Origin of the sequence: Bacteroides cellulolyticus, assembly GCF_025567135.1 — a bacterium.
Classification (GTDB): domain Bacteria; phylum Bacteroidota; class Bacteroidia; order Bacteroidales; family Bacteroidaceae; genus Phocaeicola; species Phocaeicola cellulolyticus.
In genome coordinates this window covers 194333-207653 of record NZ_JAOQJJ010000002.1, presented here as the reverse complement: position 1 = coordinate 207653, position 13321 = coordinate 194333, and the positions used below count along the sequence as shown (strand labels likewise).

At 37.4% G+C, this 13321-nt stretch carries 12 protein-coding genes; 6 read left to right on the top strand and 6 right to left on the bottom strand.

Annotated elements, in window-relative coordinates; genetic code table 11:
- Positions 1-29 precede the first annotated feature (29 nt).
- The 4 genes from OCV82_RS04070 to OCV82_RS04055 form a co-directional block, all read right to left on the bottom strand.
- Positions 30-2678 (bottom strand): DEAD/DEAH box helicase, encoded by a 2649-nt coding sequence (locus tag OCV82_RS04070; protein ID WP_154043239.1) that lies wholly within the window; start codon positions 2676-2678, stop codon positions 30-32.
- A 2-nt stretch (positions 2679-2680) separates the two neighbouring features.
- Entirely contained in the window at positions 2681-4459 is a 1779-nt protein-coding gene (locus OCV82_RS04065) for a site-specific DNA-methyltransferase (protein WP_154043238.1), read from the bottom strand.
- 533 nt (positions 4460-4992) lie between these two features.
- A complete protein-coding gene (locus OCV82_RS04060; protein ID WP_154043237.1) occupies positions 4993-5427 on the bottom strand; it encodes a nucleoside deaminase in 435 nt (144 codons plus the stop codon).
- Positions 5428-5430: 3 nt separating this feature from the next.
- Positions 5431-5664 (bottom strand): hypothetical protein, encoded by a 234-nt coding sequence (locus OCV82_RS04055; RefSeq protein WP_154043236.1) that lies wholly within the window; start codon positions 5662-5664, stop codon positions 5431-5433.
- Positions 5665-5737: 73 nt separating this feature from the next.
- Between OCV82_RS04055 and OCV82_RS04050 the strand changes: the two genes are divergently transcribed.
- The 3 genes from OCV82_RS04050 to OCV82_RS04040 are packed head-to-tail and all read left to right on the top strand — an operon-like array spanning position 5738 to position 8199.
- Positions 5738-6103: a YraN family protein gene (locus OCV82_RS04050; protein ID WP_154043235.1), complete on the top strand. Its 366-nt coding sequence runs from the start codon at positions 5738-5740 to the stop codon at positions 6101-6103.
- 26 nt (positions 6104-6129) lie between these two features.
- Positions 6130-6867 (top strand): biotin--[acetyl-CoA-carboxylase] ligase, encoded by a 738-nt coding sequence (locus tag OCV82_RS04045; RefSeq protein WP_154043234.1) that lies wholly within the window; start codon positions 6130-6132, stop codon positions 6865-6867.
- A gap of 18 nt (positions 6868-6885) precedes the next feature.
- Positions 6886-8199, top strand: coding sequence for an MATE family efflux transporter (locus tag OCV82_RS04040; RefSeq protein WP_154043233.1), 1314 nt, complete (start codon positions 6886-6888; stop codon positions 8197-8199).
- On the opposite strand, the gene OCV82_RS04035 is transcribed toward OCV82_RS04040, so the two are convergent.
- Positions 8171-9589 (bottom strand): ATP-dependent DNA helicase, encoded by a 1419-nt coding sequence (locus OCV82_RS04035; protein ID WP_154043232.1) that lies wholly within the window; start codon positions 9587-9589, stop codon positions 8171-8173. The genes OCV82_RS04040 and OCV82_RS04035 overlap by 29 nt on opposite strands.
- A 94-nt stretch (positions 9590-9683) precedes the next feature.
- Here OCV82_RS04035 and OCV82_RS04030 point away from each other — a divergent pair, with 94 nt between their 5' ends.
- Genes OCV82_RS04030 through OCV82_RS04020 form a run of 3 tightly spaced genes read left to right on the top strand, consistent with a single transcriptional unit; the run spans position 9684 to position 11789 of the window.
- Positions 9684-10370, top strand: coding sequence for a hypothetical protein (locus OCV82_RS04030; protein WP_154043231.1), 687 nt, complete (start codon positions 9684-9686; stop codon positions 10368-10370).
- A gap of 10 nt (positions 10371-10380) precedes the next feature.
- On the top strand, positions 10381-11199 hold the full coding sequence (locus OCV82_RS04025) for a DUF3822 family protein (protein ID WP_154043230.1): 819 nt from the start codon (positions 10381-10383) through the stop codon (positions 11197-11199).
- Positions 11190-11789 (top strand): RsmD family RNA methyltransferase, encoded by a 600-nt coding sequence (locus OCV82_RS04020; protein ID WP_154043229.1) that lies wholly within the window; start codon positions 11190-11192, stop codon positions 11787-11789. The genes OCV82_RS04025 and OCV82_RS04020 overlap by 10 nt, the downstream gene beginning before the upstream one ends.
- On the opposite strand, the gene cls is transcribed toward OCV82_RS04020, so the two are convergent.
- Entirely contained in the window at positions 11761-13197 is a 1437-nt protein-coding gene (cls, locus tag OCV82_RS04015; RefSeq protein ID WP_154043228.1) for a cardiolipin synthase, read from the bottom strand. The genes OCV82_RS04020 and cls overlap by 29 nt on opposite strands.
- Between the last annotated feature and the right edge of the window lie 124 nt (positions 13198-13321).

Sequence of the window (13321 nt, the reverse complement as noted above, 5' to 3'; positions counted from 1 at the left end):
TACAAAAAGCTTTATTATCATATTCAACTCTACAGTTCTTTCAAATATTGCAATAACTGTTTCACCGTTATTGCCCCTTCCACCTCTTTGGTTTCAAACACCATAAAATATCGATAATTAGAACCAGACATATCTGCCCATTTTCGGCCAATCTTTATTTTGTTTAACGAATCATCATTCACCAAATGATCACCCTTTGTTTCTACAAGGACGGTTCTTCCAGATTTCATACGTACAATAAAATCCGGATAATGATTGATAAAACCATTTAAGCAAAATCCTTTTCTATCTGGATTTCGATGCCAGAAAAGAACATTATCATTATCCGCAATCGCAGATATAACATCATACTCAAAGTCATTTACATCTTCTTCTTTTGCATATAATCCTTTTTCCAATCCTTGAAGTTCCTTACTAGTAAAAACTACTTTATCTAAGAAGGTATAGTGCGGTCGAACCTCAATACGCGATATATCAAGCCAATAATTAAAGACTTCGGCCTGATGTTCTTTCAACAATACTTCTATTTTATCCTGAATAGCATCTCTTGTATTATAAATATTGTCTATAAGATTATTGATTTCATCAGCATTAAACCGTTCTATCACTTTTGATACATACTCCTTTATACGAGGCTCAGGAATACTGTCTATCCTTATTAAACGTGCTATTTGTTTCGCCAACAATCCCTTTTTATCAGAGGCGGATTTATCCACATATTGACTTCGAATCAAATCAATAGCCTGTTGATTATTCCTCCTGACAGGTACATAACTATCACCACTTTCAGCAATATCAATAGTAGTTCCCTGAGGGCGTATTATAGTAAAATCAACAAAGGTATCCTTCGTGGACAAGTCAAATCCCTTTGTCAACATAGATTTTTCCAATGGAACCCATTCTTCTTCTGAAAATACTGAAGCACTTGTTTTAGTATAAAAAATAGGCAAATTCATTGCTGATGCCACTTCCTGATACTCTACATTTATTTTGTAATATTTATCCATAGGCATAACTCCCGCTAAAGGATCATCATAATTAGAATTATCATCAATTTGCTCATCATATTCTTTACTCAATTGTTTAGCTTGTTCTTGAAGATTTGCAATTTCATTGTTTGCCTCCGATGCATGAAGTTCCGTCTTAATAGATTCAACTTCTTCATCAGTTATGTCCATAGGGTTATATTCTACCTCTGTTTGTACATCAGTAGATTCTACATTTCCAAACAAATCTCCCCATACAACAGGTTGCTGCTGTTCAGGAATAACCTTTTCTATTTCTCTAAAGTCTTTTCTGCTGAAGCCTGCTTTTTGCAGCGATACAATAATCTTCTCCACAGTCTGGCGAAAATCATTGGAACAGGTAAACACATATGAAATGTTCAGAAGATCATTGGAATGCCTTGTTGCATAAGGCTGGCGCAAAATTCGCCCCAATATCTGCTCTACATCTACAGCTGACGTTTTATTGGCTAATGTAGCTAATATATAAGCAAACGGACAATCCCAACCTTCTTTCAAAGCATTTACAGTAATAATATATCTTACCGGACATTGATCACTCATCAGATTTATGCCTTTTAATTCATCTTTATTAGCTGTTTTGATCTTTATTTCTTCCTCCGGAATACCGAAATTTATCAGATTATGTTTTATTTTGTCAAACGTAATGTTATCATCATCTGTTTTGGGTTGTGCCTGAAAGAGCACAATAGGCCGAATATACTTCCCCCCTTGATGTTTCATCACTTTAGCATGCTCTTCAAGACTATTTCGCATACGTATAGCATTAACTAATACATCTTTAGCCGAATTACGATTTTCTACGATAACAGGCAACTTCACCATATTTTCTCTTTTCAATTGCATAGCATCAACAAAAGAAATAATATTGCTATTATCTCTTGGTGTGGCCGTCAATTCCAATATAAAACGTGGTGCGATATTAGTCAACATTTCCACACGTAAGTCAGCCTTAAAATTATGACTCTCATCCACAATAACGAGAGGATTCTGTTGAGCAATAACCTGTATAAGTGCTGTTGGATCAGCGCCTTCTATCAATCTATCAGAATTAACATAAAGTTTCGCATGCTCAACCAAGTTTCCGTTTTCGCGATAGACTCGAGGCTTAGCCTGTTCAGATGTTTTATCTTTCTTCGCCCTAATAGTCTCTACAAATGACTGAGCACTAAGTACAAAAACAATCAAGTTTTCACGCATGCTTGTAGGACTAATATTTTGTCCCATAAGAGCCGACTCCTTATCAACAACTATTACACGATGATTGAACAATGCATCCAGACGTTGGCGGTACGGATGTTCTACATCTTGTAACTTTTCCAATGTTTGTTTCAATATTGTATCACTTGGGACAAACCAGGCTACAACTTTGTTTGGAGCATCAGTTTGTAAACGCTCCATAACAGTTTTTATGGCATTACAAGCAATAAATGTCTTTCCACCTGCAGTTGGTACTTTTAATGTTACACGAGGTACAGAATTGACACTATTGATATAAGGTCGTAAATAATCATTGTTTATTCCACTGACAGACACACCTCTCTGTTCCCAATATCGGGAATAGGCTAGCGAAAGACTGTTACATTCATTTAATACGTCAATGTATTGGGCAAGGTCTCTTAATGTATCTTCTTGATATTTTTTCAGTTCCATAGTTAAAATCTATTTATATCACGTGGAATTTTCTTAAACGAAATGTTCATTTTAGCCAATTGTTCTTTACTGATGGTACATGTATCAGCATAAATTACATAATAGTCTGCCTTCTCAGGTACAATGTTAAGCGTATCATGCGAAAGTGTTGTTTGTTCATCCTTTTTATAATAGAAGAAGTACCCTGTACCATCATGATAATCCAATAGATACGGATATTCTTCACTCTGTTCTCTTGTCAGATGTTCACGAGTTTCTGTATAATATATATATTCACGAATACGTTTTTCTCCGACTTCTTCATTCAAGGTATCATCCTCTTTGAACAAAGGTGCACCAAGTTCGTAAAAATCAAAGGATCCTCCAAGTCCTTCCATCCTATCAGTAATGATTTTGGTTCCGACCACTTTCAAACAATCATCTTTAATAGTAGGCTTACTTATTTTATCATATTTATCCTTATTTTCTTCAATAGCACTTTTTGCCTGTTCCATCAAATCAGCCCCTTTCATAAGATTTACCGGAGTCAGCTTTTTAGAATATATTTCTTCCTCAATTTTACCCTTATACGAATAACCATTAATTGCTCGTTTTATCCTTTCTGCTGTAATTGTTTCCGCATAATCCATCAGTTCTATGAGAATAAATTGTCTTTTACCATCGTCTAATTGATTTAATTTTAATACTGCATGCCCTGTAGAACCACTACCTGCAAAACTATCAAGAATAAGACTATTATCTTTCGTTGCTATTTGTAAAAGTCGCAGAATCAAAGATGTAGGTTTAGGAGTATCAAAATCAACATTCTTTCCCAAAAGACTATAAATTTCTTTTTTAGCCATATCTGTATTACCAACTTCATCATGTGGCAACCAAGTCCATGGCACAACCCCATCCACCTCAGATAAATATCTGATAATATTCGGTTGAGCATTTCCATCCTTACCAAAATATATTCGCCCTTTTTCCAATAAATCCATGTATGTTGTCTCAGAAATTCCCCAACAACGCCCTTCCGGAGGATAATGCACTTTACCTCCTGGAGTTACAATTGGATAAAATTGGTCTTTCGTTGCATGTCCCGCTTGTGCAGTCATTGGTACAGGTCTCCATCGTCCTTTAGGATCATTGTTCGGATTTTTATAGACTTTTGCTTGCTGTGGATTCATTGGAATTAAATTTCGGATTTCTTTAAACCTCTTTTTATCCATTGCATATAAAAGTATATATTCATGTACATCCCCAATAGTTTCCCTATTCTCACGTGAATATCTTTTCTGCCAAACAAAAGTAGCAACGAAATTATTTTTACCAAAAATTGAATCACATAAATATCTTAAACTTTGGAATTCATTATCATCTATTGATATAAAAATCACGCCATCCGTTTTAAGAAGTTTTTTAAGCATCATCAAACGAGGGTACATCATACAAAGCCACTTATCATGACGGCTAAAATCCTCACCCTCAACGCCAACTACCTCACCTAGCCACTTCTTTATATGTGGATCATTAACATTATCATTATAAACCCATCTTTCTTCACCTGTATTATAAGGAGGATCTATATAGACACAATCAATCTTACCCTCATATTCAGGTAATAAAGCCTTTAAAGCTTCAAGATTATCCCCATGAATAATTTTATTACCGCTATGGGTTTCAGACTTATCTTCAGAGTTGTCAGCTCGAAAGCCATACTTATGTTCTAATACACGAAAAGGAACATCGTTATGATGATTGATTACTTTTTCTTTTCCAATCCAATCAAGTGTGGGCATAATATTTAAATTATCAAAATAATGTATAATCTGTTTCTCTCACTCATAATCCTCTTGTTGGTTGCTTTGTCATTTGCTATCAACTTTTTGAGGAAACAATCTTAAATATAATAAATATCAGATTATCAAATCCTTCATAAATCAGCTACCGTAAAAAGCAGATTTACAACAACAAGAAAAACAAACTGGTCACATATGCAAAATTAGTAAATTTGGATGAACCGACCAAAGTTTTATCAATCAAAGAACTAAGAGTAAAATAACGGATTGCTCAACATATTTATTAAAAATCTTTAGTTGACAACATCTATTTATTTCATGTTATCAGATAGAAAAATATATGTTTTAAAAGCGGGCGCACGTTCCACTTTAAACGGGCGCACATTCAAATCCAAACGTGCGCACGTTTTAGATGAAATGTGCGCACGCTTTTTTCTGACCATTAGAAAGGTTAAAATCCGTACAACAGCGGTCACTTTTTTTACTATATTAAAAGAATTTGCGCTAATCGCTAAATCAAATAAAGAAACGAATTATCTGCGTTTTTTAAAGAAATCCTTCATCAACTGCCCACACTCATCAGCCATAACGCCTGAAAGAAGAACTGTCTTGGGATGAAGAGCATCAGGAGCATATTTCATGAAACCACGTTTATCATCAGAAGCTCCATAAACCAATTTTCCGAGTTGCGACCATGCTATAGCACCGGCACACATCACACACGGTTCAACAGTGACATACAGCGTACAGTCATTCAGATACTTTGCTCCCAAAGCATTCTCTGCTGCTGTGATTGCCTGCATCTCGGCATGAGCAGTAACATCATTCAGTGTTTCAGTCAAGTTATGCGCACGGGCTATTATACGGTCACGACAAACCACTACGGCTCCCACCGGAACCTCTCCACTCTCGGCCGCGCGTTCAGCCTCAGCAAGGGCCTGCTTCATATAGAATTTATCGTCTGGCATATACTATCTGCGCATTTCGTGTTCATTGAAAAGAGTAGGATAATCATCGTCCAACTGCTGATGGATATGAGACAAGACGGTCTCACGAAGCCATCTCGCCTTGTTTGTTATCTTATATTTCTTGAGATAACAATCTACTATGCGGATTTCTTCTTCACTCATCAGACATACCATACGCTGCTTGCGTGGTGGAACAGATGACGGGACTCTCTTTCTTGTTTTACCTTTTGCTATCATTCAATGTGCAAAATTAATCTACTTCCGGTTAATTAAGAAAAAATAAATAAGTATTTTTGCAAAAAATGACAAAATGGCTTTACATAATATTTTAGGAAAAACAGGAGAAGACATAGCATGCCAGTTTCTTCAGGAAAAAGGATATGAAATATTGGAAAGAAACTGGACGTGGAGAAAACTGGAACTGGACATAATAGCCAGAAAAGACAACTGCTTGATTATTGCTGAAATAAGAACAAGGAGTACCGATGCCTATGGTGAGCCTGAATATACAGTGTCCGACAAAAAGATAAGAAGAATCATCAATGCCGCGGATGTGTATATAAAGAAGAATATGATTGACCTTAATGTAAGATTCGACATTATATCCATAACCGGACAAGACGGAAATTTCAAGATAAAACATATTGAGGACGCATTTATTTCTCCTGTATGGTAAAACAATACATTAATTAAAGATTTACAATGAATTATCCAAAACCTATATATATACCACAGACAATTTCCACTAATGTAAGCCTGGCTGATATTTGTTCAAAAGGTTACACAGAAGACCTTACATCTGTATATTCATCTTTTCAGACCGACGGCAGGGGACAGCGAGGAAACAAATGGGAATCAGAAGACGGAAAGAATCTTCTGTTCAGCTTTGTGGTTTTCCCGAAAGAACTGCCTGCCAGAGAACATTTCATACTGCTGCAGATTACCGCTCTTGCGTTGTTCGACACTCTGTCGGAATACACTGACGGAATAAGCATAAAATGGCCCAACGACATTTATTGGATGGACAAGAAGATTTGCGGGACATTAATAGAAAATGACTTGAGCGGTATGAACATAGAACGATCAATCTCGGGAACCGGTGTAAATCTGAATCAGAAAATTTTCAGAAGTGACGCCCCTAATCCTGTCTCTCTATCACAGATTACAGGACAGGAATATGATATTGAGTCTGTGCTTCACAAGATAATGAATTCGGCAAGCGGTTACTATCATATGTACGAGAATGGAGAAAATGATATTATCCGAAAAAAATATTTTGATGCCATATACAGAAAAGACGGTTTCCATAAATATAAAGATGACAACGGAACATTTGACGCTACCATAGAGGATATAGAGAAAGACGGACGCCTCGTACTTAAAGACAGAGAAGAAAACGTTAGAAAATATCTGTTTAAGGAAGTGTCATATATTATATAATATACCAAACACAGGAACATGAACCAGACAAACAAGGAAATTCTGCAGATAGCCATACCATCAATCATCTCGAACATCACAGTACCGCTGCTGGGACTGGTAGATGTAACCATAACCGGGCATTTGGGTGATGTGGCATACATAGGTGCCATAGCCGTGGGAGGTATGCTGTTCAATATGATTTACTGGATTTTCGGATTTCTGAGAATGGGAACCGGAGGTATGACTTCACAGGCATATGGAAGCAGGAATGATAATGAATGCCGTAATATACTGCTGCGTTCGGTGGGGATAAGCGTTCTGCTGGCAGCCATACTTATTATGCTACAAACACTCATTGTCAGCATAGCATTTCTTTTTATCGACACCAGCACTGAGGTTAAGACATATGCATCGGAATATTTCCATATATGTATCTGGGGAGCTCCGGCTGTATTGGGACTATACAGTTTCACAGGATGGTTTCTTGGAATGCAGAACTCCAAATACCCAATGTTCATAGCCATAACACAGAACATCATAAACATTGCAGCAAGTCTTTTCTTTGTAAAAGAAATGGGAATGAAAATTGAGGGTGTGGCATACGGAACACTGATTGCCCAATATGCCGGATTGTTGATGGCTATACTCTTGGGATTAAAATACACTCAAAAATATACATGGAACATATCTCCAGCCAATGTATTCAACAGGAAGAGCATGTCGGTTTTCTTTAAAGTGAACAGAGATATATTTTTCCGAACATTATGCATAGTGGCTGTTACAGTATTTTTCACATCGTCCGGAGCGGCATACGGGGATACTACTCTGGCAGTAAACACTCTGCAGATGCAGCTGTTTACAATTTTCTCGTACATAATGGACGGATTTGCATATGCAGGAGAAGCTTTGGTAGGCAAGCATGTAGGCAGCCGCAACAACGCACTTCTACGACAGACTATAAAACACCTAATTTACTGGGGAACAGGTGTTGCAGTATTCTTTACATTATTATATAGTATAGGTGGAAGGGATTTCCTGCAGCTACTCACAGACGACACTGATGTAATAAAAAACTCATCTGAATATTACTATTGGGTACTGGCAATACCTTTTGCCGGATTTATGGCTTTCATCCTCGACGGTATATGTATAGGAGCCACGGCAACAGGCATAATGCTGCGCTCTATATTCGTGGCTTCCGTTGCATTTTTCTCTACTTATTATATATCGGACAGTACGCTTGGAAATCATTCACTATGGATAGCATTCATATTATATCTATTCGTAAGAGGAAGCGTGCAGGCAGCACTCACCTACCGTCTTATCCGGTCTGACTTTCGGGCCAGTTGACAAGATAAAGCTTCTCACTTGCTCTGGTCAAGGCTGTATATAGCCAACGGTAATAATCGGGCGTAAAAGTATCTTCGGTGATATATCCCTGGTCGATAAAGATTCTTTTCCACTGTCCACCCTGCGCCTTATGACATGTCACGGCATAAGCATATTTCACCTGAAGAGCATTATAGAAACTGTCTTCCTTGAGTTTCTTCATACGTTCCTTCTTATTGGTTATGTCCGAATAATCTTCCATTACGGCATTGAACAGACGGTCACTGTCTTCTTTCGACAGCGACGGATAGTCCGAATGAAGTGTGTCAAGTAATATCTTCAGCTCGAACTCTATATCATTATGATCTGGGAAAGAGAGTACTACATCGGCAAACCTGAACCCGTACATTTCTTGAGTCCTGCGTACGCGGCGCACAACGGCTATATCTCCATTTGCAATGAAGTCCATCTCCTTACAGTCCGCAGTCCAGTGATAATTATTCTTGGCTATCATAAGTATATCGCCTGTACTTAGTTCTTCTTCTCTATAAAGAATGGTATTCCTTATTCCCTTATTATAAAGATAAGCCCTCTTGTTTGAACGGCATATTACCATAGTTTCATCCATACCTACTTCATTATAGGATGAGTTTATAGCCTCAATCAGTTCACTGCCTGGTATGGAAGAAATATCTTCGTATCCCTTAAGCGTAAGCACCGGAAGATCGTAAATATCATCGGCTGCCATTCTTTCGCGAAGCATGGTTGCGTTTGACAGAATACCGTTTCTGCCAGAATATCGGATTACTTCCGTCAGGATACATTCCGTAACGTCAAGTCCGTATCCGCTCAACACTTCTGCAGATAAAGCCGGGCTTTCATCTTCACCAACCGGCGGCAGCTGGGCATCATCACCTATTATAAGAAGGCGGCATCCCTGTCCGGCATATACATATTCTATCAGGTCATCTAGAAGCCTTCCGCTTCCAAAAGATGCTCCCGACAGCCCGTCATTAGAAATCATGGAAGCCTCATCCACTATGAACAGTGTATTCTTGTGAAGATTGTCATTCAAAGAAAAATTATCAAGATCATTGGAAAAGGATTTCTGACGATATATTTTCTTGTGTATTGTATAAGCTGAAAATCCCGAATAACGGGAAAAGACCTTGGCAGCCCTTCCGGTAGAAGCCATAAGCACATAGCCGGCCCGCATCTCGGACAAAGTCCTGACGACAGCCCCAATCAGAGTTGTCTTACCGGTTCCTGCATATCCTTTCAGTAATAACAAAGTATCATTTTCAGGCTTAAACAAGAAATCTGCTATACATTTTATAGCTTTTTCTTGCTCTTCTGTTGGTTGGTAACAAAAATTTCGCTTAATTTGTTGCGTTAAATAGTTATTTAACATAAAAGTAAATAAAAAGATTGAGTAATATTTACGTTGTTCAAGTTATTTATCTTATTTTTGCGCTACGAATATAAACTAAAAAAATAATATTATCATGAAAACAGTTATTAATCTTGTTTTAGCAGCCTGCGTTGTAGGTTTGGTTTACATCTGCTATGGCAGTGTAATGGGTCCAATAAATTTTGACAAAGAAAGAGGAATTAGAGAAAAAGCTATCATTGCTCGTCTTATCGACATCCGTAAAGCACAGCAGGAATACCGCGGTATGCACCAGGGTGCTTACACAGCTGACTTCGACTCTTTGATAGACTTCGTAAAAACAGCAAAACTTCCATTCATCCTTAAAGTTGGATCTCTGACTGACGCTCAGCTTGAAGCCGGTATGACTGAAAAGAAAGCTATGGCTATCATCAACAAGGCTAAGAAAACTGGTAACTATAAAGAAGTAGAAAAAGAAGGACTTCAGAACTTCCGTCGTGATACTATGTGGGTAGCTGTACTTGACACTATCTTCTCAAAAGGATTTAACCCTGATTCACTTTGCTATGTTCCTTACGGTAACGGTGCTAAATTCGAAATGGCAGTACGCAAAGACACTATGAAATCTGGTGCTCCTCTTAACTTGTTCCAGGCACAGGTTGCATACGATGTATATTTGGACGGTATCAACAGACAAGAACTTGCAAACCTTAAAGATATGCAGTCTAAACTTGGCAAATATTGCGGTTTGAGAGTAGGTGATATCGAACAGCCAAACAACAATGCCGGAAACTGGGAATAATCATTTATACATGACAGAAACTTTAGATTTTAACAAATCAGAACAATATACATTATCCATCCGTCTCAGTACGGATGGATTTTCTTTTTCTATCTATAACCCTATAAACGGGAATGACTTCTATTATCGCGCATATCCTGTAAACACACAGCGTTCGATGGCCGCAAACGTAAAAGCTTTCCTTGCAGCCACAGAAGAGCTGAAATACACATTCAAACAAACCAACATTCTGATACACTCACCACGCTATACGATAGTACCTTTGGAGTTTTTTGAGGATGACTCCATGGAGAATATATTCTATCACAACGTAAGGGAAAAGAAGAATGAAATCATATTGTGCAATATATTAAGTAACAGCAGCTCTGTTGTTATATTTTCACTGGACAAACTTACGCACGTGTTCTTGTCCGAACATTTTCCTGATGCAAGATTCTTTTCTTCAATAAGTCCACAGATTGAATATCTGACTATAAAAAGCCAACTTGGTAACAGCAAGAAACTATACACCAATATTCACCACAACAGTATTGATGTAGTAGCACTGGATAAAGGCAGACTTATGCTTGTAAATACGTATTCAAGCACATCAACAAATGACATCAATTACTTTATACTCAACATATGGCAACAGGCCGGATTTGATCAGGAAAGAGACGAGTTGTATTTAACAGGACTATCCGATATAAAAAAAATCATTATCCCGGAGCTTAAAAAGTATATAAGCCACATTTACAGTATTAACCCACAAGCGGAATTCAATAATTCATCAATAAGTGAAATAGAGAATATCCCGTTCGACGTTCAATCACTAATATTATGCGAGTAATAAGCGGTATATATAAAAGAAGAAGATTTGATGTTCCTCATACATTCAAGGCACGCCCTACAACAGATTTTGCAAAAGAAAATTTGTTCAATGTACTGAACAACTATATTGATTTTGAAGATGGCGTTTCAGCGCTTGATTTGTTTGCCGGAACAGGAAGCATAAGCATAGAACTCCTGTCGAGAGGATGCGACAGAGTTATTTCTGTAGAAAAGGACGCCCAACATCTGTCATTCATCAGCAAGATAATGAAAGAAGTGAAGACAGACAAATGTTTCATGTTAAAGGCAGACGTTTTCAAGTATATAGAAAGATGTCAGGAGAAGTTTGATTTTATTTTTGCCGACCCACCTTATGCACTTGAAAGGCTGTCGGAAATACCTGATTTGATTTTCAAATACGGATTACTGAAAGAAGGAGGGCTGTTTGTTCTTGAACACGGAAAAGACTTGAGCTTTGAATCACACCCATACTTCATAGAACACAGATACTATGGAAGTGTCAACTTCTCATTTTTCGGATATCCGTCTGATGCGGAAGCAAACGACGAAAATAATGAGATTACAAAAGAGGAGACAACAGTCTCATGACAGACTCGGAAATCTTATTCTTTCCTGAACGGGAATTCCATATCTTTTGTGTCAGCAACATACTTGATTTTATATCATTATAAAATATATTTTTCAGAGCCAATGCCGTTTCTTTGTCATAGAAGAAGGCATTGGCTTCAAAATTATGTTCAAAACTCCTGAAATCCATATTGGTAGAACCTACAGTGGATATTTCATCGTCACTGACCATGAGTTTGGAATGTAAAAATCCTGCCTTATAAAGATAAACCTTCACCCCGGCCTCGAGCATATCGTCAATATATGACATAGTTCCTTTATGTATAAGCCACGAATCGCCTCTCTTAGGAATCATGACCCTTACATCTACACCAGCCAAAGCTGCTGTCTGTAAAGCTGTAAGCACAGGCTCGGTAGGAAGTAAATATGGAGTCTGTATATATATATAGCTTCTGGCATTATTTATTGCCATAACATAACCTTGCATGATATCCCTCCATTCACCTACCGGATCAGAAGTTACTATCTGAACCAATGAATTGGACTTCCTATCATTTTCAGGTTGTTCCGACATTTTAGGAAAATATTCAGGAGCGGTAATCAGAGATCTTTCCACAGTAAACCAGTCTGTCAGGAAACTTGTCTGCAATCCATATACGGCTTTTCCTTTAATCCTTACATGAGTATCTCTCCATCTTCCCCAATCAAATCCATACAAATATCTATAGGCTATATTCATACCTCCGACATAACCCACTTTACCATCAATAACAACAATCTTTCTATGATTTCTATAATTGACCTTTGAGGTAAAAATAGGATATCTCACTTTCAGAAAACCTTGTACCTCTATGCCTTCGCACAACATCTGTTCATAAAATCCGTTGTCAACCTTCCAACATCCTACATCGTCATAAAGCAATCTAACCTTTACCCCTTGTCTCGACTTGTCTATCAGAGCATCTCTCAGCATACGGCCAACGGGATCATTTTCTATTATGTAGAACTCAATATGAATATGATGCTTTGCATTATAAACAGACCTCAATAATGAAAGAAACATGGAAAAACCGTCTGTGTATATCTCAACCTCATTTCCATCAAAAGGCAAAGCTTTGTTGACATTTTTAAAGAATGATATTATCCTGTATTTTCCTATACTGATATTTAATGTTTCCTGTGCCTGATATTCAGCCATAGGCCTTTTTATAAGCCTGGAATATCCTTTTTTACTTATCAGCCTTTCCTTTCTATTACTTCTCCCCAAAAAGAAATATAGTACAAGTCCTACCAATGGAAGGAAAAACAGAACCAGTATCCAAGCCATTGTCTTAACCGGGTTTCTATTATCAAGTACAACAAATACCACAGTTGAGAAAACAACCAGGATATAAGTAAAATAAAACAGCGAAAAGAAAACATCATTCATAATAATTCCATTTCAGGTTAAAAACAAAAATACATGTTTTTAATGAAAAACATATTACTTTTCAGCCTTTATATAATAAAAAAACGCATGAAATCATTTCTGACTTCATGCGATTTTCTAACGT